Origin of the sequence: Paenibacillus anseongensis, assembly GCF_009757995.1 — a bacterium.
Taxonomy (GTDB): Bacteria; Bacillota; Bacilli; order Paenibacillales; family NBRC-103111; genus Paenibacillus_E; species Paenibacillus_E chondroitinus.
Genome location: NZ_WSEM01000034.1, coordinates 473,202 through 499,807 on the forward strand (window position 1 = coordinate 473,202; position 26,606 = coordinate 499,807).

The following is a 26,606-nucleotide window of genomic DNA, read 5'->3' on the forward strand; positions in this document are numbered from 1 at the left end:
TTCATGAAGACGGAGGTTGTTATAATGATTAAAGATCCGCTTTAACTCAGTTATATTTCGTATGCTCAATCCATGTACAGGGAAAGCTAATATGGTAACGTAAGGAATTGGAGGGAATAACATGATCGAACAAATTCTTGCTGAACTAAATAATCCATCCGATCTCTTTTATGACACACTGGATAACGGATACATCCAGATGGAGCTTGTTTACTTCCCTGAGCTTTGTGATCAGACACTGATTAAAGATGGGTTGATCATTCCATATTCCTATTGTTTCCAACCTGAAGAATTTGAACGCATGATTAACACTAATCCCAATTATGGGATAGCCAATCAGACTGAATATTGGACACAATTGCTGCTGAATGGTACGCTCTTATTCAAAATTGAGGACACCGTATTTCGCTTCTATGTCCAACGGAAGTTTCAGGACAAGCCTGATACCGTTCAAATAGAGGCATCATTGCAAGGTCCTCAGACTGCTCTCACAGAAGATTTAGATCTTAACATCAGCCTTATACGCATGCGATATAATGTACCTTCTCTCTCAGTAGAGCAACACATCATAGGAGATCACTCAAAAACGCGAATTAGTGTTCTTTACGATAAAAATTTAATTAATAATGAGGTACTGGATTTATTAAATGAGCGGATAAACAGTGTACAAATCAGGACTCTCCGTGCAGCGGGTCAACTCTTACAGGCACTTTCGGGAAAGAGACACAGGCTATTCCCAATCATTCTCCAAACAGAAAGACCTGATCGAATTGCAATTATGATCGAACGGGGAAAAGTAGCCCTGCTGCAGGACGGAAGTCGCTTCGGTCTGCTTCTTCCTGTTCGACTAATCGATTTTCTCCATGCGATGGATGATGATTATGAATCATATTGGATGAGCAAATTTCTGCTTATTCTTAGATATTTTGCCATGCTCCTTACAATTACCTTACCAGCCCTCTATATAGCCATTGTCTCATATAATCCAGAGATACTTCGCGTCCAATTAACACTTTCGATTGCAGGCAGTCGAGTAGTGGTCCCCTATCCATCATTTATTGAAGTTTTCATTATGCTATTTATGATTGAAGCGTTGAATGAGGCAAGCCTTCGCTTGCCGCGTTATATCGGTTCTACGGCAACAACCGTTGGCGGTTTAATTCTGGGTCAAGCCATTCAACAGGCGGGCTTGGTTAGTAGCATCATGATTATCGTCACTTCAGTTGTTGCAATCTCTAATTTCGTAATACCGAACAACGGCTTTGGCTATTCGGTACGTTTTATTAAATACATCTTTGTGATAGTCTCAATTTTCTATGGTTTATTAGGGGTTGTAGTTTCATTCTTTGCATTAATAGTTTATTGGTGTAATCTTAGAAGTTTTGGTCTCCCCTATTTTGCTTACTACATTCCAAAGTTAGAAGCGAAAGCTCATCACTATAGAAAGGAGAGCAACTAATCGATGTCTCGATATACTTATTATCATGTGCTCTATGTTGGAATGATTAATATCATGATGTTCGTTCCAACAATACTCATAAGAGATCGTTTTAATGGCGCAATTTCAGGTATGCTCTTAGCAATGGTGATTGGCTCCATCATTTCATTCGTGATAATGGCTTGTTTTGAAAGGTTTCCTGGACTAGGCTTTCCGGAAATATGCGATCTATACCTCCCAAGATGGTTTACCATTGTCAACACCTTGTTTGTAGGTTTATTTATCTGGCTTCCAGCCGGAATCATCGTTATATATGCCTATTCAGAGACAGCTCGAATGTTCTTTTATCCAGACGTAAATCCTTACATAAATTTATTTCTCATGGTTAGTGCTGCGTTATGGGCGAGTACCCGGTCAACCCGATCCGTCCAGTTTATACATGAAATCATGATGCTTATCATCTCTCCTTTCCTTCTATTATTTCTAGTTAAAGCTATGGTTAATGAAAACTTTAGTTGGGACGCAGTCCGATACGTTGCTGGATATGTAAACAAACCACCATCCTTCAAAACGATTGTTTCGGCCACATTTCTGTTTTCTGGTCATTTCAGCCTAGTTCTTTTTAATCGCTTGCATAGCGATGGATTTCACTTCCGAAATCGTTGGGTCGTTCCCCTATTCGGATGTTTCTTCTTATTGGTTACTTTTTTCGTGCCTATCGGATTTCACGGTACAGTTGGTGTTGGCGATTACGTTTACATTTGGAGTATGACGGCAGATTCCATGATTATGGAGTATGGATTCATTAATCGGGTTTTATTTGTCTTTTTACTGCTCTTCACTGGAATATCATTGCTCTTTGTTATGAACACTTGGCACACAGCCATCATGTTCATTAGATATACAATTAATCATTCAGTAGCTGTAGAAGAAGAGCCGGTACCCAAGATAAATATATGGTTAGGTTTAGGTGCTGGGATCTTGTCTTTCATTTTTATGCGCTTTGTAAACGTAGAAAGAAACCAGGTTATCTCTGAGATTTGGCTCATGGCCCGTTTTTTCACTGAAATGATATTCGTCTTTATGATGCTTTATTTTGTATGGAGAAAAAAGAAGGAGAACGCCTTTTCATGAGGATATTATTACTTGTCATTATGCTCTACCTTTGCTTTTGCCTTGGAGGTTGTAGCTTTAAGGACATTGATAAAAGATTCTTTGTAGTAGCTATGGGGGTGGATTGGACTGGAGATAAGGAAAATCCTTATTTGGTAACACTTCGCCTCGCGATACCAGCATCCAAGATTGGTGAAGGGCTAGCGGAGAGTCAAATCGAGCATTTGGAAGCCCCAAGTATAGCCGAAGCAGTTAGAAATATCAAAGCTCATGTCGATAAAGAGCTCGATTTCGGACATTGCCGGATGTTCTTATTCGGTAACAGCCTAGTAAAAGAGTCGATGGAAGAACCGCTCAATTGGCTTGCCAGAAGAAGAGACATTCAGCTGATAGCCTATATGGCATTAGCCGAACCGAGCGCAAACAAACTGCTAAAAGAGAATCCATCAACAGAAAGATTGGCGGGCAACTCCTTTTACTTAACCTTTGGCAAAGAAGGAACGGTTTCACCTTACACCGTGACTGCTCTTCTCTTCGATAATTTCCGTCGATTTAAAGAAAAGGGACTTGATCCTTACCTTCCCATCATTAGATTTGATGGGGATTCATATGTTGTCGAGAAGCTTTCTTTACTTGATAAAATGAAAGAAAAACTTGTCTTAGACCCGAAAGAAACAAAACTGTATAACATGAGTGCGAATGAGTTTAGCCGATCTGGTATTCCTATTAACTATAAAGGAAAGCGATTGGCCTTTTACGTGTCGAGGGTGTCGCGTCATGTTTCTATATCGAAAGATGACATTCCTATCGTCAGTCTTCATCTCAAAATAAACGGAATGATTGAACAAAGCCCAATTACGGTCATGGACGCCAATACTCTTCAGATCCAAAAAATGCTTGAAAAAAACGTAAACAGTACCACACAAGAATTGTTATATAAAATCCGCAATGCCAAGGTTGACCCCTACGGCTTTGGACTTCATTATCTGAGTCAATATTTCGGCAAAGAGGAAGACTGGGAACATTGGCAAAACGTCTACTCTCAAATCAAATTTGAAGTTAACTCTCAAATCATTATTGAAAGCACCGGACTTGTCCGTTAAAGAAGAGGTTAAGTCCGGGTGCATCTTTATGGAAGCAGCAGGAGCGATGCTTCTTGATTATTATTGATGTATGTAAAATGGTCAGCTCCTAGAGCTCTGTAAGTCACTCTTGCATTCCCACGTTTTGTTATCACATGTATGGACTTCGGATTCCAATCTTTACAAATTTGAATATATCGACAGCATAGATTAAAACTAACTTCAAATAAATATACTTTACTAATTCGTATCTCAGGCGGAGTCCAGCTGGTTACATCTTCGGTATTCACCATAATAATACGATCAACACCCATCGCTTCCAAGCGTTTTTTTCCGTAGTTGTTATTCGTAATCGCGTAATATTGAATTCCCTTCGTTCTTAGTAAGTTGATAAATTCCTTTCCCGCTCGGTTCGGTGCGGAAACCAAAACATATTCAGTGCAAGTTTGTTCAGACATATTCAATTTTTCTCCTCCTTATGGAAGGCAACGAAAGCAACTGCCTTACGCCGTTATTTTCGTAACCACACCAATAATACGCTTACGAAGTTAGCTGTCGGATTTGGACGTGAGAATCGCCCTACACGGTGGATTCCGTGATTCACCCCACTGTGCATAAAATAGCATGCAGCAGTTTACTATGGTTCCTCCGCTCCTGAATGTCAGGATTCAGCGTTATCAAGATGACAATTTATTTACGTGTAGCATTTAACCAGAAACCGCCATGCAGTTTTCTGGGCTCCACAGTGACAATGAATGCTTTATGATCAATAGCCAGGATGCAGTCATACAAAAACTTCTCATTTTTGCGACGTGCGAGAACTTCCAAAACCATTCTCTCACCATCTCTTCCCCAACCAACCCAAGAGGTAACACCAAACCCTTCTTTGCGAAGATAAGCCGCCATATAACGATGCAGCTCATCTGTAATAACTTTAACCGTAACATATCCTAGAGCCAGTTTTTCTTCGATCCATGATCCAGCAAGCACACCTAATCCATATCCGATTGCATAAACGATTAAACATGCAGGTTGGTTTACATATTTTAGAACGAGATTAAGACCTATCACATAGATAAGAATTTCTAGCATACTGATTGCAGCAGCCGTGTATTTTTCACCTTTGAGGGTCAAGATCATGCGAAGTGTAAAACAAGACACATAGACGATCTGAATCACAAGAATGCTGCATATGATCGTGAACACAACATCATCCTTTCGATTATAGGACCCGCCGAAAGGCGGGCCCCAACCTGATAATTACCGACTAGCGATGAAGTTTGGTCTAGGTTGTTTGCCGGAATAAGGCGCATTCAGCTTATTTAGTACACTATTGTAAACAATAAAAACATTGCTTCGCGGATCTGGGGTAATGTTGCTATTGGAGCCATGCATCAAATTACAATCGAACAATAGGATGGATCCAGCTTTTCCAGTTGGAGCAATGATCCCCCCTTGCCCCGCCAGGTATCTCAAACTATTCTGGTCAGGTACACCATATTCCTGACGGCGAAGCGATGTCTTGTAATTGTCATTAGGCGTTTCTCCTACACAGGAAACAAATGTACGATGCGAACCTGGTATTACCATAAGAGGACCATTATTTGGTGTGTTATCTTCTAGAGCAATAGAACAACTGAGCGCTCTCATCCGCGGCATCCCATCTTCCACATGCCAGGTTTCAAAATCCGAGTGCCAATAAAATTCTTTACCTGTAAAGCCTTGTTTGAAATTTATTCTAGATTGATGCACATAAGTATTACTACCCAAAATTTGCTGAACTATGGCCTCGATCTGCTTATTCTCAGCGATTTGTTTGAATGCTTCATCATCTCGGTGTACAGCAAAGATGGATCGAATTTCATCACTTCCAGGCTCTTTAATTACTTCTGGTTTTTCAAGAAGACGACTTTGATCCCAGAGTCTTGCTAACTCCTTTTTCCATACCTGCACCTGATTTTGATCAAAAAAGGACTCTAGAAACAAATAACCATTCTTATCATAAAAAGCTAGCTGCTCCTCATTGATTACGGACTGAGTGATCGTATGATCATAAACGACTGGGTCTTGCCTCTCCAAGAGATTTGGTTCCTCATAAATTCTTGACGGGTACGTATCTTGCATACTGGAATGATTTAATGCCACTTGTCCTTTGGATGTCATCATGGTCTTCTACCGCCTTTCGTGATTTAGCTTAATGGATATGCGCCTTGAGCATCATGCACTTCACGACCTGTAGTTGGTGGATTAAACACACATATCATCCGCATTTCAGTCTTCCCTCGCAGGAAGTGCTTCTCGTGACCATTTAAAACATAAAGGGTCCCAGCGTTGATCTGGTATATATCTCCACTCTCCGCCAGCTCGATTTCACCTTCCCCTTGAATGCAATACACAGCCTCAATATGATGCTGGTACCATATTTCGGTTTCCGTACCTGCTTTAATGGTCGTGTCATGCAAGGAAAAGCCTACTCGGTCGCTTTTTACAAGTAATCTTTTGCTGCTCCAAGTTTTCGTGTCTACATCTAATTCTGTGCCCGCAATATCATTGAGATGTCTAACGATCATTGTTTCTCCTCCATTCTCCGCTGTATGATTCCGCCGCAATTTCTTTGATGCTGGTGTACAGTAGTTCAAGACCGTTCTTCAGTTCGCTTTCAGTTATGATTAAAGGAGGCATTATTTTAGCCACTTCACTATCCGTACCAGATGTTTCCATAATCAATCCTTTGGAGAAAGCCCGTTCACAAATTTTCTCTGCTAAACCCTGAGTCTCAAAAGCAATGCCTTGCATCAGACCTCGCCCTCTAACTTGGCCTTTCAAATGTGGGTATGAAGCGACCATATCCTGTAGTCCACTCTTTAGCAATTCCCCTTTGGCAAAAATCTCATCTGAGAACTGATTCGTTTTCCAATATTTCAACGCCTCAGCAGCCGTAACAAAAGCTAAGTTGTTCCCGCGAAACGTACCGTTGTGCTCTCCTGGCTCCCAGATATCCAATTCAGGAGCAATGAGAGTCAAGGCCATAGGCAAGCCGTAACCACCAATCGATTTGGAAAGACATACGATATCCGGCTTAATTCCTGCCGCCTCGAAGCTGAAGAAAGTTCCTGTTCTTCCGCAGCCCATCTGAACATCATCCACAATGAGCAGAATTCCCTTTTCTTTGCATAACATCTCCAAACTGCGCAGCCACTCTATACTTGCTACATTGATTCCTCCTTCACCTTGAATCGTTTCAACGATAATTGCGGCTGGAAGCGATACCCCGCTCCCGCTATCGTCAATATAATTTCGCATATATTCGATTGTATTGACTTGATCACTCATATAGCCGTCATATGGCATAGAAACGGTGTGATGCAAAGGTACACCAGCGCCTTTTCTTTTAAATTTGTTGCCCGTAACCGACAGTGCCCCAAGCGTCATGCCATGAAAAGCATTCGTAAAGCCAATAATCGTAGAACGTCCAGTCACCTTACGCGCAAGCTTTAGGGCGCTTTCTACAGAATTGGCACCGGTCGGACCTGGAAATTGGATTTTGTATGAGAGTCCTCTTGGTTGGAGGATGATCCTTTGGAACTGCTCAAGAAAAGATTCCTTAGCAGCCGTTGCCATATCCAAACTATGTGTGACGCCATCTTGCTGAATATATTCGATCAACTTTTTCTTGATATCGTCGTTGTTATGTCCGTAATTCAGCGCACCTGCACCAGCAAAAAAATCTAAATATGCTTCGCCAGCAGCATCCCAAAGCGTACATCCCTTAGCTCTCGTAAATATAGTAGGAAAAGATCGGCAGTAGCTTCGAACTTCTGATTCAAGCATTTCAAATACATGCAAGGAAGGTTTACCAGTGTCCAATATCTTCATTTAAGTATCTCCTCCTAAATGTTAAATAAATTTGATTTACTAACACACTTTTTTAATCTTTGGAATGGGACCAATGATAACTAACTGCTCATCCTCATGTTTGTTATCGGGAAATAATGAAGAGGGAAAACCGTCCTTCCTCACAATCGACGCATGCAAATCTTGAGCGAATTTGGAAAACAGTTGAATAGATGCAGCATTGCTAGGCGATATCGTTGTTTCGATATATCGGACCTTCGCACAACTCTTAACAGAGATTAAATCTCTAAGGAGTGATTCGGCAATTCCCTTTCCCCTGTGCTCGGCATTGACAGCGATTTGCCAAACAAATAAGTTTTCTGGGTTCGTTGGTTGTATGAATGCGGTCACAAACCCGACTACCTTGCCATCTATTTCTGCAATCCGGCAGGTTTCAGAAAAGTATTTGCAGAACATGATATAGCAATATGCCGAGTTAACATCCAGATTTCCACTATCTATTGCTGCTTGCCAAATATACTGACCATCTTGCTGGCTGACACTTCGAATAAAAGCGCTATTTACTTTCATTTGGATCACTTTATCGCCACCTTTACTCAGCTGATGGGGAAGCTTGCGGAATTCCTCCCATAAACCATGTTTGCCGAAAACGGCTTAAAAAAGACTGTAGTCTGGGACTTTGCGGATTTTCAAAAATTTGCTCTGGCGTTCCCTGCTCGACGATGGAGCCTCCATCTGTAAAAAGGATACGGTCGGCAACCTCGCGCGCGAAATCCATTTCATGTGTAATCAGCATCATGGTCATATCTCCCTGAGCAGCCAGATCCTTGATTACCGAAAGCACCTCTCCAACCAATTCAGGATCAAGAGCCGATGTTGCTTCATCAAAAAGCATAATTTTGGGCTGCATGACGACCGCTCTCGCTATAGCAACACGCTGTTTCTGTCCGCCTGATAATCGGGCAGGATACTCATTGAGCTTATCCGCAAGACCTACCTTTCCCAGCATTTCGATTGCCCGTTCCTCAGCCTCAGCCCTTTGCAATCCAAGCACGTGAATCGGTGCTTCAATGACATTCTTAAGAATCGTCATGTGAGGAAAAAGGTTAAAATGTTGAAAGACCATGCCAATATTACTCCGTAAGCGGTGTAAATGCTGCTCATTAGCTTGTATAAGCTTTCCTTTGACTTCCTGATGCCATAATAATTCACCATCTACTTCAATTGTCCCGGATGTAGGATGTTCCAACGTCATGAGCAGCCTGGCCAATGTCGTCTTCCCCGAGCCGCTCGGCCCAATCACAACCACCTTTTCCCCTGAATAGATATCCAAGTCAATATGATTCAATACATGAATCGAGCCATAAGATTTGCTGACATCCCGGTACCTGACGATGGGGACTTGACTCATATGCAGTACCCCCTATGTTATTTTCTCTGGAAGTGTATTTCGAGTTTTCTCACAAGCAACGATGAAGGGTAGCTGAGCAGCAGAAACAAAATGCCAACGAGTGTAAAAGCCTCCAAATATTTAAATGAACCCGAACCAATCGCTTTTGCTGTCTGCAGGAGCTCCACAAGCGTGATGGCTGAAAGTATAGGTGTCTCTTTAAACATCGTAATTAAATAATTTCCCATAACGGGAATCACTGGAGGTAGGGCTTGCGGCAAAATAATACTCATCCAAGTACGCTTCGCACTAAAATTCAATGCCTTAGACGCTTCCCACTGTCCTTTGGGAACAGCATCTATCCCGGATCGAAACACTTCAGACATATACGTACTGTAATGCACACCTAAACCGATTACACCCGTCACCATCGGCGAGAAAGATACACCATAGATAGGCAACACGTAAAACAATACAAACAACTGAACAAGGAGAGGTGTACTGCGAATAAACTCCATTACGGCGAAAGCCGCACCCGAAATCATTCTGTTTCTGGATCTACGCACAAGTGCCAGCGGCAATCCAAGTAAACATGCCACCAAGAAGCCCAACAACGTCGCGGAAATCGTAATAGGAAGAACATTCAACAGCTCTGGTAAAATTTGAAAAGCGTAATCCCAATTCCACATTAGCTAGCCACGCCTCCCAACTGCCTTTCGCTCGATATAGCGAAGCGAGAGCGTTAACGAGTAAGACAGGATGAAATACAGGATGAGCATCATTGCGAAGATCTCTGCAGTCTTAGAGCTATCGAAAGTACGCAGTACCATTCCTTGGTAGGTCAAGTCCATTAATGTGATTAAATAGACTAAAGATGTTCCTTTAAGCAATTCAATCTGCAAGTTCCCGAAAGATGGGAGCATCAATAATAGTGCTTGCGGCATTAGAATTCTGCGCATTCTTAGACTTGGACTCATGTTTAAGGCAATTGCCGCTTCATATTGTCCCTTGGGTATCGCGAGTATAGAACTTCGTACAATCTCAGAGCCATATGCGCCATAATTTAGGCCAAGCGCTAACACAGCTGCAACCATCGCGGAAATTTGGATATTTAAAAGCATGGGGAGCGCAAAATAAAGCCAAAATAGCTGTACAAGCAAGGATGTTCCACGAAAAATCTCAACATATACGGAAGCAATGAACCGTACAATACGGTGTCTCGATAGGCGCAATAAGCCTATAGCAAGTGATATAATTGCGGATAATACAATTGCAAACAAAGTAATTTCGAGCGTAACAAATGCTCCCCGTACTAATATGGGAAGAAACTCAAAAGCAGATATCCAATTCAACATCGGTCTACTTATTGGACAGCTGATCAGCCGTCATATCTCCTGGCAGTTCCTGCTCAGTAAATCCAAATGGTTTTAAGATTTCTAACAATTGACCTGACTTCTTCAACTTATCCAACTCTTGGTTGAATGCTTCTCTGAAAGTCGAATCCTCTTTGCGAAATGCCGCCGCCCCATATCCCCTTACACTCTTTCCGTCAATTTCCGGTTGTGTAAAGTCCTTAACACGTTCAATCTTACTATCCTTAGCTGAATCGAGCATAGCTTGCAAAGACGGCCCTGTCATTGTAACAGCGTCTACACGCCCAGCCTGCAAGGCTGAAATTGCCGAGGGCTGGTCAGGAACCGTCACAATCTGCCCTTTCGCGATTCCTGCTTTGCTTAAATAATCATTTTCGATAGCGCCAACCATGACAGCAACTTTAGCATCCTTATTAGCTGCGATATCTTGATAACTATGTAATTTTTGCGGATTTCCTTTTTTAACGGCAATCGCTTCTCCGATACTGTACTCCGGATTGGCAAATGCCACTTCCTTGCTCCGATCAGGGTTGATAAACATCCCCGCCGTTATGATATCGAAACGCTTTGCTTTTAATCCGGGTATTAAAGAACCAAACTCAGTCAATACGCCGTTCATTTCACTGATACCTAAATTCTTTAAAATTACTCTGGCTACTTCCACCGCTTCTCCAGTCAACTTCCCATCTGGCGTAGCATAGGCATATGGATTTTCATTAGCAAAACCTACCGTTATAAAGCCTTGTTTTTTGGCCTTTTCCAATGTGCTCTCCTGAGCGGTTGACTTTTCATCGCTTGCTTTTGTTTGACTTCCAACGCTTTGAGATGTGCAACCAACAACGATTCCTATCAGCAGGAAACAAAGCGAGTACGAAAACAACTTTTTCATTCAAAAACTCCTTTTTCCCATTATTTCGGGGCCCCACAACAAGTGTAACATGATCCGCTATGTATCACATCCTGCGTTATGAGGACTCAGCGCCCCTAAGCCACGCTCTCCCTCCTTTAGAGCAAATGAGCGGGCATATCCAAGAAAAACCTCCCTCGTCCACCAAAATGCTTGATTATACGCAATATTCAAAAATTAATGAAAATGTAGAGAAAATTGATAATATCCGTACTAATCAAGGGATATTCTTTCATTACCTTGTATAATCAAATGTTTTCAGCTAAAATCAAGCTAAAATGCTAATATTTAAACCAATTTTATTTATAAACAGTTAAGAATAACTTTTATTTACTGATGCGTTAATGTGTATCTGTGTCAGTTAAATTTAATAAACATCTGAACCATATAGTACTTAGACTTACGACTAAAAAAACTCTGTCTTCCCAATTAACATTAGGATACGTGGATAGAATCACTATACAAACTGGAAAAGCAACAAAGAGAAAAAATTGTCTCCATATTACCCTGATGTTCATTTGATAAATAATTTCGATTATAAAAATTGCAGTTAACTCACCAAAAATCCAAGAAGCAATGATTGTAAATAAAAGTGATGAAGTTAATATAAAGTTTCACACTCCTACCATTTATTTTAAACTAAAAGTTTATCTAACATTGCATATATTCTACTCATTGTAAACGGTCGTTTTCTTATTTCGAGACAATAAATAATATCCCCGAAATAACCGCTCACTCTATAAGGAGGACTATATGATTTTCTTAACAAAGGTACTGATGCGAGTAATTCGAATGAATACCAAGTTTATTTTCATTTTATCGGTTATATTCATTGGATGTAGCGCATTATTATCATACGAACTCGAACCAGAAACCTTTGAGAATAGATTCAATGGTTTGTGGTGGGTGATGACAACAGTAACTACTGTTGGATACGGTGACTACTATCCCCATACCATCGCAGGTAAATGTTTAGGTATGGTAATTTATTTTTTTGGCATCGGACTCGTTTCAGTTATCATCAGTAAAGTTATTGATTCATTATTTATTTATTCGCGAATGAAGGAGGAAGGAAAATTGCGATACTCAGGCCAGAATCATTTTGTAATTATTGATTGGAGCAACCATGCAGAGAATGCAATTAAAGAAATACTGAACACTGACCCGTTATCCGAAGTTGTTCTCATAGATACACTCGAAAAAACTCCTTTACAACATGACCGTGTACATTATGTGCAAGGAAATCCTCAACAATTAACAACATTAGAAATGGCTAATGTATCGAAAGCTAGAGCCGTATTCATCTTCGCCGATGAGATCACCCGATACGATAAAACGATACGAGACCCGTCTTTTATTGATGGAAAAACATTGCTGGTAGCGTCAACAATCGAAAGAAATTACAATCATGTCTATACCATCGTTGAGATTAGAGACAAAGAGAATCTCATGAATTTTCAACATATGCAGATTGACGAATTTATTTTCGGAAGTGAAACGATTTCCCAACTAGCTGTACGTGCTGCCTTCAACCCTGGAAGTTCAAAAATCTTAACACAGCTATTGACGCGTACGTACGGACAAGATCTTTACGAAATACCCACAGATGTTCATTGGTTGACATTTCATGATGCCTTTCAAGATCTGTTGAGTAAAGGTGCCACATTAATATCAGATGGAGGAAATCTCTCAATTAACAAAAGGCTTCATGAGAAAATTCCTGTAACTGCAAGATTGTTTGTTATATGTGACAAGGAGACCTATCGACAACTGACAATATCGTCCGCTTCTAATTGTAATAAATAAATGCAGATCTATAGAAAATAATCACTTGAGACAGAAATTTCTGGTAATTGGCTTTTACAAACTGTTAACATTAAAAGTATACGGTGAAACATGCAGGAGGATAACCTTTTATGGAACATGGTAGCGGCTCTTTAGGAAGTTTGATTCTTGTAGTTACAATCTCTTTCTTAGTTCCAATTTTGCTCTATCAGCTTCGCTTAAGAGTTGTCCCGGTCGTTGTAGCTGAAATAGCAGCAGGACTTCTTATCGGAAAAAGCGGTTTCAATCTGGTAGGCCATGATCCTTGGGTAGAACTCCTTTCGCTGTTAGGTTTTATTTATCTAATGTTTCTGAGCGGTGTAGAAATCGATTTTAATACATTTGTTAAAAAGGATAAGATGAATAGCGGCTCCTTTCACCCTTTATCCGTAGCCATCTTCGTTTTTATTGGCATCTTCATGCTAGCAGGAATTTTGTCATTGGTATTAATCACTTTTGGCTTGGTCGAACGTGCATTTCTAATGACTTTAATTATTGGCACTATCTCGCTAGGCGTAGTCGTTCCCGTCTTGAAAGAGCGAAAGCTGCTAAGTACAAGTCTTGGGCAAATCCTCCTGTTGGTTGCTGTACTTGCGGATTTATTCACCATGATCCTCTTGGCGTTTTATGTCAGTTTCCTATCCAGAAATATGTCCAAGCTGCTCCTGCTTTTGTTGTTTTTCTTATTGGTTCTCTTCATCTATGTTATAGTAAAACGCTTTGCAACAGGGAAAGTTTTCAAAATTCTGGGCGAAAGCTCCATACAATTCGGTACAAGAGCCATTTTTACTTTAATTCTCGTCATTGTATTTTTATCTGAGAGTTTGGGTGTTGAAAGCATTTTAGGTGCATTCCTCGCCGGAATCATTGTCTCTTTGTTACAGCCAAAGAAAGAATTTATTCATCAACTGGAGTCGTTCGGATACGGATTTTTAATCCCCATTTTTTTTGTCATGGTAGGTGCTAAGCTCGATTTAAAATACTTATTTGCAGATTTAAAAATTCTATTGACCATTCCACTTCTTATGATTGTGATGTTTCTTGCTAAAATAATTCCCATGTTGTTATTAAAAAAATGGTTCAGTTGGCAGGAAGTTCTTAGTTCCGGGATCCTGCTTTCTTCTACACTTAGCTTAGTTATAGCTGCAGCAACACTTGCCTTGGACCTGCATGTCATCGGAGAATCCCTTCATAGCGCATTGATACTGGTAGCTATCCTTACTTGTCTACTGTTTCCCGTCCTTTTCAACAAACTCGCACCTAAACCATATATACGTAAAAAAATGATTTCCATTATAGGTTTAAATCATATCTCCATGCCCGTTGCACAAGACTTTATAGCTGAAGATGTGTATCGTATTCAGGTCTTCACAGCAAGCGATTTAACTAACAGCGATACCCAACTTGAACATAGGGATCCCGCTTATATTCATCATATTCCTATTCTGAATGAAACGACTTTGAAACAACATGGCGCATTTGATGCAGATATTGTTGTCATTGCAACAATGGATGATGCCTTTAACATACAACTGGCAAATAAAATGAAGACAGAAGAGCCTGATAAAAGGCTCCTGGTTCGCATTGAAGCGCCAGAAGCTCAGGCTGATATGGCAGGTACAGGGCTCGAGGTGTTTTCCACTTTATTCGCGGCTCGTACTGTGCTTCGAGCATTAATTGACAGCCCCGGCGCACTGAAGCTAATAACAGAAGAAGAAGGTACTATTTTCGAAGTGCAAATCCATCATCTTCCCTATCGGACAACTCTCCTACGCCAACTACCTCGATTAGAAAACATATTAATTTTACGAATTTACCGAGGACAATCGTATCTGATCCCCCACGGTAACACAGAAATTCGTCTTGGAGACCGTTTATTAATTAGCGGAAATGCCGAGCAAATCGAAGCATTTCGTGAAATGGTTACCTGAGTTAGTAATTACTAGGATAGAATTCTTGAAATTGAAAACACTATGGTAAAATATTCACGGAGGAAAACTCAATGTGGACGATTGTTTGGAATTCAATCGCTTTGGCTTTTGTTGGAACCTTACTATTAAGAATTGCTGGTCGAAAATCCATATCTCAAATGACTACTCCTCAGCTCGCCATCTTATTATCCATTGGTTCTATCCTTGGTTCAGAAGTTGGCGACAAAGGATTGGCTAATTCCATTTTAGGTACAAGTATCTTCATTGTCTTTTTAGTGTTTATGGAATGGATAACGCTCAAATGGAAAGTTGCCGAACACCTTTTAAAAGGAAAGCCTATCTTCGTCATATCTGACGGTGTATTAAACATTAAAAATATGAAAAGTATTCGTCTAAGTACCGAAGATTTAGAGAAACGCTTACGTATGGCAGGAATCAGCCGTATTGATGATGTCAAGTCAGGAACTATTGAAGCCAATGGAGAGCTAGGGTATGAGTTAATGCCACATGCTAGACCTATAACCATGGGTGACTTCGAAAAATTTATGTTGATTAATTTTCCTAATTTATCTGTCCAAAACATACAGAGTCAAGAAACAGATACTCTCTTTACTGAATCAAAAAATAATATTCATTAGGAAAAGCGAAGTACAAGAGTAGCCAGTTGATTACCGGCTCTTCTTGTACTTCATTTTTTGTATACTGACGTTATCCTTTACCCACTTTGAAAAAGGTGATATTTTCAACTTGATACCTAAAGATTCTCCTCAGGATCAAACTAATTAAGTTTCACTCTGTATGCTCAAAAGTTCATCCAATTTCTTCATGCGCCTATCGTCTCTGCTTCTTAATGATTTCTCATCTTGCCTGAGTGCGATCATTAAGGATACACACATGCCTATGATAATGATGGCGAATGGGAGCGCAGCGATGATAGAAGCCGTCTGTAAGCCACTTAGGCCTCCACTAATTAACAATACAATCGCCATGGACGATTGCAGCCCCCCCCATACAATCTTGACTTTGTTCGACGGATTAGGATCTCCTTTCGTAGAAAGCATTCCGAGAACGAATGTAGCAGAGTCGGCAGATGTAATGAAAAAAGTGATAATCAGAATAGTAGCTATAAGCGCTATGATATGACCTATGGGCAGCTGCTGTAACGTTAAGAACAAAGCAGATGTAACATCTTGTTTAGCCGCGGCAGCTATCGGAAACTGATCAAATAATTCCAAGTGAAGCCCTGTTCCACCGAATACGGAAAACCACATGAAGCTAAACAGGCTAGGCACTAAGAGTACACCTAAAACAAATTCTTTAATCGTTCTGCCTTTGGATACTCGGGCGATGAAGGTGCCAACAAAAGGGCCCCAAGCGATCCACCATGCCCAATAAAATAAAGTCCAAACACCAACCCAGGTTCCTTGTGTAAAAGGAGTCATTCTCAAGCTCATATACACAAGATTCTGCAGATAACCACCTAATGTCGATGTAAATAGATCTAAAATAAACGAAGTTGGACCAACTAGGAATACGAATGCCATTAATAAGACAGCAATGAGCAGATTTGCATTGCTTAATATTCGGATTCCCTTATCTAATCCAGTAGTTGCAGAGATTAAAAATAAGACAGTTACAATGCCAATAATGACTACTTGAACCACAGGTTGAATTGAAATACCAAACATGTGATTTAAGCCACCGTTAATTTGAAGTGCTCCCAGTCCTAGCGAAGTGGCTACTCCGAATGCAGTTGCAATAATAGCAAGGATGTCAATAACTGCTCCAATTCCTCCCTCGGATAGTTTTCCAATTAAAGGCGAGAAGACAGCACTTATAAGCCCTTTTTTATCATGCCGGAATTGGAAATAAGCTAAAGTAAGCGAGATTATTGTATAAATAGCCCATGGATGAACCCCCCAGTGAAAGAAGGAATACCGCATTGCCAAGCGTGCAGCCTCTGTAGAACCTCCAGTCGCTCCTTCAGGCGGTGAAAGATAGTGTGATAACGGCTCAGCTACTCCCCAGAAAACAAGGCCAATCCCCATCCCAGCACTAAAAAGCATGGCAAACCAAGATATGGTTGAATATTCGGGTTCATCTTCGTCTTTCCCTAGCTTAATTCGTCCATACTTACTAAAAGCCAAATAAAAAGCGAAAACCAAGCAGCCAAAAGTCGAGATCAAAAAAAACCATCCAAAATTTCTTATTGACGAGTCAAAAAGCGAAGTTGCTGTCGCAGCAAACTGAACAGGAGCAAATGCTCCACACAATACAAAAATTAAAATAATACCTATTGAAATAGATAGAACCATATTCTCATACCTTTCTTTTCGAGAGTCAGATATAATTTTTACCTACAGAGGGAATTTGATGCACAAATAAAAAACCACTTCGAGATCATTTCTTCTCAAAGTGGTCTATGTCCATTTAGTGGTTTACTTAACTTTAAGTCTTTTTACAAGAGGACTTATTGTTGTTCCTTGAACTAGCAGTGAAAAAACTACATTACTAAACGTCATAGCCAATATTATGTCACGGCCATCAAAACCCGGAGAAATGCTCAAGATTAACGCAATAGACAGTGATCCTTTTAATCCGCCCCATGCAATAATCGGCTTCCAGATGGCAGGTATTTCTTTATCAAAGATAAGGGCAATATAGACAGCAATAAATCTTGCCGTCAGAACAATGAGAATGCTTCCACCGATTTGAATCCACTTTTCAGAGAAATCAATATTTGAAATTTCAAGACCAACCATGAGAAAGATCAATGCGTTCGCAATAAAAGCGATTGTTTCCCAAAAGGAGTCCATTTTATCATGTGTTAAATCGGACATGCCGATATTTTTACCGTAAGTTCCTAACAAGAGTCCTGCAAAAACAACCGAAATGACACCGGAGAAATGGAACATTTCAGCCAACTCAAATGCTCCATAGAACAGGACAATTGAAAGCCCGATCTCCACCAGGTAATTGTCAATGCTTGAGGTTATTTTTGAGGCCATGTAGCCTGTTACAACGCCAATGACTATGCCTCCTAGAACTACTTTAACAAACTCCAATGATCCATGTAATACACCAGACATGCTTAGTACCGTTGTTACCAAGGCTATTTTAAAAAGGACAACAGCTACTCCGTCATTCGCCAAACTCTCTCCTTCAACGATAATGGACAACTTCTTGTTCAAACCCATTGACTTAAAGATCGTTAATACGGAGACCGGGTCTGTGGCTGCCATCAATGCACCAAAGACAAGCGACTTTTGTAAGTCCAGGTCCAATAAGAAATATGAAAGCCCGGCTACCAGAATAAATGTTATAAACGTTCCTAATAACGCCAGTAATAATATCGGACGTTTGTTTTCCTTGATTTCTCCAAAAGGAAGCTTTAGTGCAGCATCTCCAATTAACGCTGACAGGAAAATTAAAATCACAGCTGTTTGAAAGACATGATCCGAAGTCACATAGGTTTTAAATTCATTAAGAACCTGAATGGGGAAAATACCAAGCAAAAGCCCCGCAACAACAAGTAAGGTTGGATAAGGTTGTTTTATTTTATCTGCTACATAAGCGATCGCAACTGCGATTCCGAGCAGTACAAGCCAGTAGTGGATCATTGAAACCTCCTATGATGAGCCTTGCTGTTATTATGTGTAAATTTATGTTTCCTTATCTCCACTACAATTTTTCGGTTGAGTTTTAAGCTTACGTTTTGTATGTACATCTCTTATCGTCGGTTCTTTTAATTCATTTAATGGCCGCTTCCACCCATCATCACATATACAAAAACCATCTTCATCTTTGAACAAAATTTCGATGACCTTTCCTTCTGTTGTTTTCATAATCATAATGTTTCAATCCCATCAGCCTTTTTTTCTACAGCATATTTTTCACAAATAGTTTCCTCTAGCCTCTGTAATTCTTGCCGTCTTGTCTTGGCATTTAGCCGACCGCTTACATTATTTGCTTTCTTATATTCGATTTCTTTTAATTTTAAGTAATCGATTCTTTTTTGAATTTCTTCTAACATAGCGTATGTGGTTAGCATAACTTCCCCCCCAAAAAAATCTATATCACTTAATTTGTACGTCTAATAAACAAGAGGAGCCCCTAAATTGACAGACTCCTCCAAGATGATCTTCTTTATTCTTTTGGCTTAATGTAAAGGCAAGTCTGGAAGATCATTTGCAGAGATCACACTGGTTGCTATTTTCTTTGGTCTGTTCCAAAGTTCTTTACTTCCAGGTAGATCATCGAACCAAGCAGCGTCATCAGGGCAATCTAATATCATAAATTTTCCATATTGCTGATCGCGTGACTGATGATATTTTAAATATGCCTGGCCATCTTCAATTGCTAGTATTTCAATTTTACCAGATGTGTGACTCATGGATAGTCTCACTCTTTTCCCAAGACCGGATGTTAAAGACTTCGCACTTTCAACTAGCCGGTATACTCTTTCTAAAGGTAATACAAACTCTCTATTACCGGCAACAGGACGATTTATAAAAAAATAATACGGCGTTACTCCTGCCCATGATAACTTATCAAGTAATTCAGCTAGGACCAGAGGATCATCGTTAATTCCTTTAAGCACAGGGGTCTGATTGACAACGATTGCGCCTGCATTATGTAAAGCTTCAAAAGCTCTTTTTGCCTCTTTAGTAATTTCTCTTGGGTGATTAATATGTGCCATCACATAAATACGCTTATCGACTGTAGAATATGTTCTTATAAGTTCAAGTAAAGCTTCGTCTTCATAAATCCTCATTGGATTAAAAACAGGAATTTTAGAACCTAACCGAATAATTTCTACATGGTCAATTTTACGTAATTGTTCAATTATTTTCCTGAGTTTCGATGTTGCTAGAATTAAACTATCTCCGCCAGTCAACAATACATTATTAATTTCAGGATGGCTCTCAATATATGCCAATCCGGGATCAACGTTTGTAACTGCTTCTTTCACGTCATTTCGAAACAGCCTTTTGCGGAAGCAATATCGGCAATAGGCACCGCACACTTCAGAAACTAGTAATAAGGCCGTTGTTTTATATTTATGTTGACAACCAGGGACAACATAGTTTGTGTCTTCATCAGAAGCGTCCCAACGTCCATACTCCGATAATTCACCTTCATTAGGGATGATTAGCTTTTTTATCGGATCGTTCGGGTCAGACCAATCAATCAAATTCAAGTAATAATCATTCACACGAAATACGAATTTTTCCGTAATTGCTTTCAGTTTACTTCGTTCCTGTTCTGGAATCTCCGTGATTTTATCAATATCGGTAATATATTTCGGCTGTGCCATAGATGATCCTCCTCGAAAAGCAAATATTCGTTTTTTTGGATGCTTAATTATTCTAAACGATATCCTCCTTTGTCTAGATGGTCATGGATGGGTGTAATAAGACAAATAAAATAGACCCGCATGACGGAGTAGATCGTAAAAAAAATACGATCTACTCCGTTATGAACAGGCCTAATTAAACAAAAAGACCCGTTCTACGGGTCAAAAATGCAATTATTTGCATAATAAAAAACTGACCCATCCACTGCTGACGAGGTTAGCTGCCGGGCTCGGGAAAGATGGTTCCCTACATGAAGATTCGCCCCAGAAAATTGGTTCCCCCGCTTTCCAGAATTTATCAATCCGGAAATTAAGCGTAGTTTTATATTACACAACAATGTTGTATTCGTCAAACATCACACGAAAATTTTCATTACTATAAAATCTAATGTAAAAAGTAAGGAGTGTTAGTTTACTTGTTATATCAAAAAATGAAAACCGATTTGCTTCACCCAATCATTAATTTTTCTTCAACATATCGATAAGGCTGCTTTTTTATGGATTGTGAAAAGGAAAATGCAAGAGTTAATGGACCTAATCGACCAATGAACATTGTAATCATGATGATGATTTTCCCAATTGGAGAAAGTTCATAGGTCAGCCCCATTGACATACCTACTGTGCCAAAAGCAGAGGTAACCTCAAACAATATTTCTAAAAAATCCTTCTGTAATTTATGTTCGGTTAAAGTAAGCAAAAATGCGGAGCTAAGCACCACAAATAGGGATATGATGATGACTGCCAACGCGCGAAGGACCAAATCTTGAACTATTCTTCTCTGAAAAAGCTGAAGTTCTTCCCTCCCACGAACAATTGTCAACACCGCTAACACTAATATTGCAAAGGTACTCGTTTTAATTCCACCACCTGTAGAACCAGAAGAAGCTCCTACGAACATTAAAAAAATCATAAAGAACTGTGAAGCCGCCATCATTGAGGCAATATCAATTGTGTTAAACCCTGCTGTTCGAGGTACTACTCCTTGAAAGAAGCTTGCCCATAACTTCTCAGATAAGCTAAGACTTCCAAATGTTTTGGGATTAGCTATTTCGATAAAGAATATAACTAGTACCCCTAATACAATTAATATAACCGTAGTCGTCAAAACAACCTTTGTATTAAGAGAAAGTTTGCTCCAGCTTTTTTTGTCATACACATCTAAAACAACTGTAAAACCGATGCCACCCAATATAAACAACAAAGCGATCGTGATGTTCACCGTCGGATCTCCGACATACCTGCTTAGACTATCGGACCACAAGGCAAAGCCTGCATTATTGAAAGCTGAGATGGAATGGAAAATGCCATAATAGATGGCACGTGCAGCCCCAAGGTCATTCGACCAGCGAAGAGTCAGTATTAATGCCCCTAAGGATTCTATTATCAAAGCGATCATAAAAATACCCAATATGAGTCTAACGACCCCTTGAGGCGATGACGAATTTGTTGATTGCTGTATCAGTAGTCTCTCTTTTAAACCAATTTTTTTCCCCATAATAATAGCCATTAACACGCCAAAGGTCATGAATCCTAAACCACCAATTTGAATCAAAATCATGATGACGACCTCGCCAAATGTTGAAAATGCATTAGGTGTATCAACAACAATTAACCCCGTTACACAAACTGCTGATGTGGAAGTAAATAGTGCGTTTAAAAAACTAACACGCTGTCCATTCGCAGCTGAAACAGGGAAGTAAAGAAGAACAGCACCGATTAATATTATTAATGCAAAACCAATTATTATAATCCTAGGAGAGGTTAACTTAAATTCCGATACTTTCATTTTACTCTTTTGATCATCCATCAACATACTCCTCAAGTAAATTTAATATGTAAAAATTATAACTGTAAATACCTTCAAGTTAAAACTTAATGTAATCTCATTTCGCCTGCCACCTATATATTTTTTTTCTGACGTATAACAGCTACAATCATTAAAATCAAAGGATACACAATCGTGAAGACTAGCCCCCATTTACCAATAATTTGTATGATTGCATACATCTGCAGCAAGTTTTGTGGAAACATTGCAATAACATAAATAAATGGTACGAGAAAAAATGTAAACAACCTGTGATCGTGCAATCGTAATAATTGACTCATAAAATTAATAGCTAAATAGTAAGACGAAAGCAATGTTGTAAATACAGCAGTTACCCATACAGCTAGAAAAGCGCCATCTAGACGTTCCAAAATGTTGGCAGGCAATGATGTGGTTTTAGCTAATTCCAAGGTTGGCCAAACAAGCTTTTTAATTTCTTCTGACCCGAAGACACCAACCGTGGCAATTACGATGAGGAGATACAACGCTCCAGCTATTGAAATTCCTATATAACTTGCAAGCATAGCTTTTTCTGGTCTCCTCATAGCTGGAACTATTATTGTTATGACAAAAGAACCTTGAAATAAGGCAGCCATCGTAATCCCACCTTTAAAGATACTTTTAGGATCATTCCCCCATGGTGGTAACAGGTTGATCAGATGGGCATCTTTTAGCGAGAACACGACAATCAATAACGCAGGGAATATGATGATAGGGAAATAAAAATGATGGAAATACGCAAAAGTAGTGATATCTGCGCGAGCCGAAAGAGCTGCTAGCAGCAGCATGACGATAACTGTAACCTCAAGCGGAGTCTTCGCTAAGACAGAAGTAACGACGACCTCCCCAAACTCACGTGAAGCAAGAGCTGCTAGAAAGCAAAAAAGGACAATTATCATCAAATTGATTATTCGAGCAACCCAATTCCCTATTAAGCCTTCGCTATATTGAATTATAGATTGCGTGGGAAAACGTATACCTAGTTTCGTTGTAAGCCAAAGTCCTAGTAGACCAACTAAGAAGCCAAAAAGCGTTACAAGTGGCGCCCCTGAATCAGCAGCCCATACAGCAAAACGCGAAAGAGCTAGCACACCCACCCCAACAATTGCGCTAATTAGAATTATTGCAGTTTGAATGATTGTGATTTGGCGATTTTGTCCCTCCATAATTGACTCCTCCTTACGAACCAATTTCTAGAACTAAATTTCTCAAAACCTCCTCGCAGGCACCTCTTAGATCCATATTTTTCCTCAAAGTAGAAATTATATGCAATAATTAACTTATTATAAGGCATACATTTTGAATGTACTAAGTCTCGAAATCGTGTTGAAGACTTGCACTCGGAACAGCCTTCCCACTCACTCCCTATTCAATTTGTAAATGATTTTTACAAATTTATTTTTCCGTGGTACATTGAATTAACCACAACACAAATGGAGCCCTTAACCCAGAATCGCTGAAATCAGCGCACTGGTGACAGGCTCCTAGGTGTTCAATGAATGAGTACACACCATTTAACTTTAAAACTTTAAAATCAATTCAACTCATTTGTTTTGTCACCTCCATCACTCAGCATTTTCCCCTTGACTAAGATGTGATAGTTGTTTTAATTTAGAGCACCAGTATTCCTTTTTCATTTTCTCCTTTTTGATAGTCATAATTATATATCTTCTTTGCACATTAACTACTCGTCTTATACCAGCAAGTTCATGCTTCGACAGAAAGCCTCTCGATCTAATCTCATCCATCCTGTCCAAGTTAACTCTTGCGCATCTAATTATTGTCCTCACATCAAAATGTTCAAGTACCATATCTGTTCTATATTTTTTCGAACCTTCCAGAAATGAGAATGTACCACACTCAAAAGTTAATTTCTTTGATGTCTTTAACTCTAGAGAAACAAGAGCCCTTAACTTCTCAATTTGCCATATTGTATTTAATCGTTCAAATTTAGTATTGCTTTCTTTCCACATTGCAACTTTATCTAATAAATCTAACTCGTTAACATTAAAATCGAACAATGGGATGATCATAGACTGTTTAAAGTGATTACTTGGAGTAAACCGCAAGTATCTTTTTCTATGAGCTGGGACATGTGCTACTCTTCCTAATTCCTCCTCAGTTAGATCGCTGCTTTTAATACATGTTATTACTGGGAGTATCCCTATATTATAAAGCAGTGCGTTTAATTCATCATGATCATACTCATAGACTATTGAGTTTTGAAACTCTCCAACAACACCTAGTTCTGCCCAAACAATCCGTTTTAGATCTAAACTATCCTGTTCTTCACGGATTAAATTTTTTAATAAACGCAACCTTTCTTCTTCCTGTTTAAGTTCCATATAGGAACCATCAAAAATAAATCTTTTTAATTCGTCCAGGCCCAATTAACTCATTCCTTCTAACAGATTTTTACACCTTTTAATTCTCGAAACCGTCTCTTCTTTGAAATAGTACCTTTTCCTACCGTCTTTCATAACTAAAGTAAAATCCGCCTTAATGTCCTGTTCACGTAATATTCTCCAAAGCTTCTTTTCTCCAATCTTTAGTATTTTTGTCACATCGTTGAAGTGAAGCCCTTTTTCTTCTTGTCTTCTCCTTTTTAATAAATCCAGACATGACTTAAGTTGCCCCTCGTCATAATAATTGTCGGCTAACGTCTGACTCTCTGAGTTACGATAAGGATTTAAGTGACCAGAGTATGTAAAAGCAATAATCTCAAGTATTGTAAAAGCGTATTTAGCATACTTAGATAACACATTATGAAATCTAACCATTGAGGGATCTAGGTTCTCAGTATACTCTCCAAGACAATCCTGCATCAGCTTATTTACTTCATCAATCTGAAACATGGCATTAGGAGAATTTGCAACTCTTATTGGTGTTAAATAGCCGGCATTAGCTATTTTTTGAACAGTGTCTGGGATAAACCCAATAATCAAACCGACTTCTTTTTTTGATATCAGCGACTGTCTATTTTTCAAAAAATCATCAAGTGTCGTTTTTTCGACCAAATATCTCTGTTGTCCATGTAAATATTTCTTTTCAATATGCAGCTCACTATAATCACTTAATTCATGAAGTTTTTCATAGGCAATACCTGTTACTTGCCTTACTTCCTCTCTTCGTATTTTACATCTATCCGCTAGTAAACCTGGGTTCTTTTTAAACACAGAGAAATCTTTCCGTACGTATCCTTCGTCAATTTGTTTAAGAAAATAGGCATTATAGGCATTCTGAACCCAATTAAATTCTTGATCATCGAAAATAATCTCAAAGTTCTTCAGACGTTCATACCGTTGCTTTCCTTCGTTACGATTTAAGAAATCCCCCAAAACAATATAAAAATTTCTCGGGAAATCTAAATACATCCAATAAACATTTGCTAATGCATTTGCTAGCTTTAATCCACTTTTTCCACCCTTGGAACGATTATAAAAAAATGATAATTTTTCTGTCGTCATCGCGGTATAATCTTTTCCATTAATAAGTAAGTGATAACTACTATTTGCTAGTCTAAAATACTGGCCAAAATTACAATACGGTATAACGTAACGTTCTTTGTCCCATACACAGTTTATTAATTGCTGCTGAGACTTCATAAGAATTAAGTTGTCGTTATTAGCAGACTCCCTATCCTCGTAATTCAACGAACATATCTCACACCTTCGATTCATAAAATCTGCCATGCTAATCGAGTGCTCGCACTGTGGGCATTGATCTACAAGCATTAGGTTATGAAAAACACATAAATGAATAGGTGTAAAACACCATACTGTACGGTGATAGTATTTTTCCTTAATACACAAGGGACAGTATTTCACTTTGTTTTTCATGATAATTTTGGAGTACAGTTCATATCCAAAGAAATTATTCAAATTATACCCATTCTTTTCACTAATCGAATCATTATTCCTTAATACTAAGTCACTAAATTTCTCTATTGCCTCTTGATTGAATTCATTATTTTGAGCTTCGTAAATTGATAAGTGCAGAAAATTACTTAGGTACGAAAAACGATAATTATTCATTAAAGATACTCGGTAAAGAAAGCCTGATAAACTTTCGTTACATTGAATAAAAGGGCGAATTAATAGTTTTCCATAATTATCATTTTTCATTTTTTCCAACTTCTTTTCTTACGATATTTTAATTGTTCTTTTATTGATCGTATCATTGCTTGATAATTTTCAATACTTTGTTGATCCGCAACTTCACTATTTGAAATACGGTATGCGATTGTTAAACTTCCATCTTTCAGTAATACTAAAATGTAATCATCGTCGTAGTTATCAAAATAAATTGGAATTTCTCTTAAATCTTTTGCGTACCACTGTTCTCGAATTGCTATACTGCATGAGTAAATAAAACCTTTAAACTGAATTCCTTTCCCTGTTACCTGTGCTTGTTCAAGTGGAAATAGATCAATTAATTTTTCCACATTAGTACACCTCCTATTAATCTATTACTCATATTATTACCAAATGATAGATTCGTCATACATATATA

26 protein-coding genes, 1 pseudogene and 2 riboswitches are annotated in these 26,606 nt (G+C 39.0%); of the genes and pseudogenes, 6 read left to right on the forward strand and 21 right to left on the reverse strand.

The features are described 5' to 3' along the window. Positions 1-121 precede the first annotated feature (121 nt). The 3 genes from GON05_RS33150 to GON05_RS33160 are packed head-to-tail and all read left to right on the forward strand — an operon-like array spanning position 122 to position 3,654. The gene (locus tag GON05_RS33150; RefSeq protein WP_157325563.1) at positions 122-1,459 is read left to right on the forward strand and encodes a spore germination protein; all 1,338 of its coding nucleotides are present in this window, start codon (positions 122-124) and stop codon (positions 1,457-1,459) included. A 3-nt stretch (positions 1,460-1,462) separates the two neighbouring features. Beyond that, positions 1,463-2,572 carry a hypothetical protein gene (locus GON05_RS33155; RefSeq protein ID WP_157325565.1) on the forward strand — a complete coding sequence of 370 codons (1,110 nt, stop codon included), beginning with the start codon at positions 1,463-1,465 and terminating at the stop codon, positions 2,570-2,572. Then, a complete protein-coding gene (locus GON05_RS33160; protein WP_181646321.1) occupies positions 2,569-3,654 on the forward strand; it encodes a Ger(x)C family spore germination protein in 1,086 nt (361 codons plus the stop codon). Before GON05_RS33155 ends, GON05_RS33160 begins: the two co-directional genes overlap by 4 nt. A 26-nt stretch (positions 3,655-3,680) precedes the next feature. Here GON05_RS33160 and GON05_RS33165 read toward each other — a convergent pair whose 3' ends face one another. From GON05_RS33165 to ehuB, 10 genes are all read right to left on the reverse strand, one after another. After that, positions 3,681-4,091: an HAD family hydrolase gene (locus GON05_RS33165; RefSeq protein ID WP_157325847.1), complete on the reverse strand. Its 411-nt coding sequence runs from the start codon at positions 4,089-4,091 to the stop codon at positions 3,681-3,683. 63 nt (positions 4,092-4,154) lie between these two features. Next, positions 4,155-4,317, reverse strand: a riboswitch (cyclic di-AMP (ydaO/yuaA leader). Positions 4,318-4,323: 6 nt separating this feature from the next. Next, positions 4,324-4,839 (reverse strand): DUF2179 domain-containing protein, encoded by a 516-nt coding sequence (locus GON05_RS33170; protein WP_181646322.1) that lies wholly within the window; start codon positions 4,837-4,839, stop codon positions 4,324-4,326. Between the two features lie 54 nt (positions 4,840-4,893). Next, positions 4,894-5,799 (reverse strand): ectoine hydroxylase, encoded by a 906-nt coding sequence (gene thpD, locus GON05_RS33175; RefSeq protein ID WP_276509727.1) that lies wholly within the window; start codon positions 5,797-5,799, stop codon positions 4,894-4,896. A gap of 23 nt (positions 5,800-5,822) precedes the next feature. Continuing rightward, positions 5,823-6,203 (reverse strand): ectoine synthase, encoded by a 381-nt coding sequence (locus tag GON05_RS33180; RefSeq protein ID WP_157325569.1) that lies wholly within the window; start codon positions 6,201-6,203, stop codon positions 5,823-5,825. Continuing rightward, on the reverse strand, positions 6,193-7,509 hold the full coding sequence (gene ectB, locus GON05_RS33185) for a diaminobutyrate--2-oxoglutarate transaminase (RefSeq protein ID WP_157325571.1): 1,317 nt from the start codon (positions 7,507-7,509) through the stop codon (positions 6,193-6,195). Before ectB ends, GON05_RS33180 begins: the two co-directional genes overlap by 11 nt. 39 nt (positions 7,510-7,548) lie before the next feature. Beyond that, on the reverse strand, positions 7,549-8,058 hold the full coding sequence (gene ectA / locus GON05_RS33190) for a diaminobutyrate acetyltransferase (protein ID WP_157325849.1): 510 nt from the start codon (positions 8,056-8,058) through the stop codon (positions 7,549-7,551). A 22-nt stretch (positions 8,059-8,080) separates the two neighbouring features. Then, complete coding sequence (gene ehuA, locus GON05_RS33195) at positions 8,081-8,899, reverse strand: ectoine/hydroxyectoine ABC transporter ATP-binding protein EhuA (RefSeq protein WP_157325573.1); 819 nt, start codon at positions 8,897-8,899, stop codon at positions 8,081-8,083. A 17-nt stretch (positions 8,900-8,916) separates the two neighbouring features. After that, positions 8,917-9,567, reverse strand: a complete 651-nt coding sequence (gene ehuD, locus GON05_RS33200) for an ectoine/hydroxyectoine ABC transporter permease subunit EhuD (protein WP_157325575.1) — start codon at positions 9,565-9,567, stop codon at positions 8,917-8,919. Between the two features lie 3 nt (positions 9,568-9,570). Further along, positions 9,571-10,233: an ectoine/hydroxyectoine ABC transporter permease subunit EhuC gene (gene ehuC, locus GON05_RS33205; protein ID WP_157325577.1), complete on the reverse strand. Its 663-nt coding sequence runs from the start codon at positions 10,231-10,233 to the stop codon at positions 9,571-9,573. A gap of 4 nt (positions 10,234-10,237) precedes the next feature. Next, positions 10,238-11,140, reverse strand: coding sequence for an ectoine/hydroxyectoine ABC transporter substrate-binding protein EhuB (gene ehuB, locus GON05_RS33210; protein WP_157325579.1), 903 nt, complete (start codon positions 11,138-11,140; stop codon positions 10,238-10,240). A gap of 771 nt (positions 11,141-11,911) precedes the next feature. On the opposite strand from ehuB, the gene GON05_RS33215 reads away from it, so the two are divergent. The 3 genes from GON05_RS33215 to GON05_RS33225 all read left to right on the forward strand — a co-directional run bounded on the left by GON05_RS33215 (position 11,912) and on the right by GON05_RS33225 (position 15,551). Next, positions 11,912-12,964, forward strand: a complete 1,053-nt coding sequence (locus tag GON05_RS33215; RefSeq protein WP_157325581.1) for a potassium channel family protein — start codon at positions 11,912-11,914, stop codon at positions 12,962-12,964. Positions 12,965-13,074: 110 nt separating this feature from the next. Then, positions 13,075-14,913 carry a cation:proton antiporter domain-containing protein gene (locus GON05_RS33220; protein WP_157325583.1) on the forward strand — a complete coding sequence of 613 codons (1,839 nt, stop codon included), beginning with the start codon at positions 13,075-13,077 and terminating at the stop codon, positions 14,911-14,913. A 71-nt stretch (positions 14,914-14,984) separates the two neighbouring features. Beyond that, positions 14,985-15,551, forward strand: a complete 567-nt coding sequence (locus tag GON05_RS33225; protein WP_157325585.1) for a DUF421 domain-containing protein — start codon at positions 14,985-14,987, stop codon at positions 15,549-15,551. A gap of 144 nt (positions 15,552-15,695) precedes the next feature. Here GON05_RS33225 and GON05_RS33230 read toward each other — a convergent pair whose 3' ends face one another. From GON05_RS33230 to GON05_RS33275, 11 genes and pseudogenes are all read right to left on the reverse strand, one after another. Beyond that, positions 15,696-17,228 carry a glycine betaine uptake BCCT transporter gene (locus tag GON05_RS33230; protein ID WP_157325587.1) on the reverse strand — a complete coding sequence of 511 codons (1,533 nt, stop codon included), beginning with the start codon at positions 17,226-17,228 and terminating at the stop codon, positions 15,696-15,698. A 123-nt stretch (positions 17,229-17,351) separates the two neighbouring features. Next, positions 17,352-18,533, reverse strand: a complete 1,182-nt coding sequence (locus GON05_RS33235; protein WP_157325589.1) for a cation:proton antiporter — start codon at positions 18,531-18,533, stop codon at positions 17,352-17,354. 42 nt (positions 18,534-18,575) lie between these two features. Continuing rightward, the gene (locus GON05_RS33240; RefSeq protein WP_157325590.1) at positions 18,576-18,758 is read right to left on the reverse strand and encodes a hypothetical protein; all 183 of its coding nucleotides are present in this window, start codon (positions 18,756-18,758) and stop codon (positions 18,576-18,578) included. A gap of 2 nt (positions 18,759-18,760) precedes the next feature. Further along, on the reverse strand, positions 18,761-18,946 hold the full coding sequence (locus GON05_RS33245; protein ID WP_157325591.1) for a hypothetical protein: 186 nt from the start codon (positions 18,944-18,946) through the stop codon (positions 18,761-18,763). A 126-nt stretch (positions 18,947-19,072) separates the two neighbouring features. Next, positions 19,073-20,230 carry a KamA family radical SAM protein gene (locus GON05_RS33250; RefSeq protein WP_157325592.1) on the reverse strand — a complete coding sequence of 386 codons (1,158 nt, stop codon included), beginning with the start codon at positions 20,228-20,230 and terminating at the stop codon, positions 19,073-19,075. Between the two features lie 230 nt (positions 20,231-20,460). After that, a riboswitch (cyclic di-AMP (ydaO/yuaA leader) is annotated at positions 20,461-20,596 on the reverse strand. Between the two features lie 121 nt (positions 20,597-20,717). Beyond that, a complete protein-coding gene (locus GON05_RS33255; protein WP_246239638.1) occupies positions 20,718-22,076 on the reverse strand; it encodes a TrkH family potassium uptake protein in 1,359 nt (452 codons plus the stop codon). A 92-nt stretch (positions 22,077-22,168) separates the two neighbouring features. After that, on the reverse strand, positions 22,169-23,260 hold the full coding sequence (locus GON05_RS33260; protein WP_157325594.1) for a GerAB/ArcD/ProY family transporter: 1,092 nt from the start codon (positions 23,258-23,260) through the stop codon (positions 22,169-22,171). 399 nt (positions 23,261-23,659) lie between these two features. After that, the gene (locus GON05_RS33265; RefSeq protein ID WP_157325595.1) at positions 23,660-24,484 is read right to left on the reverse strand and encodes a hypothetical protein; all 825 of its coding nucleotides are present in this window, start codon (positions 24,482-24,484) and stop codon (positions 23,660-23,662) included. Further along, positions 24,485-25,699 (reverse strand): hypothetical protein, encoded by a 1,215-nt coding sequence (locus GON05_RS33270; protein ID WP_246239640.1) that lies wholly within the window; start codon positions 25,697-25,699, stop codon positions 24,485-24,487. Between the two features lie 135 nt (positions 25,700-25,834). Then, a pseudogene (locus GON05_RS40190) lies at positions 25,835-26,218 on the reverse strand (TniQ family protein); the annotation flags it as partial. Beyond that, a complete protein-coding gene (locus GON05_RS33275; protein WP_157325598.1) occupies positions 26,215-26,538 on the reverse strand; it encodes a Mu transposase C-terminal domain-containing protein in 324 nt (107 codons plus the stop codon). The gene GON05_RS33275 and the pseudogene GON05_RS40190, both read right to left, overlap by 4 nt. Between the last annotated feature and the right edge of the window lie 68 nt (positions 26,539-26,606).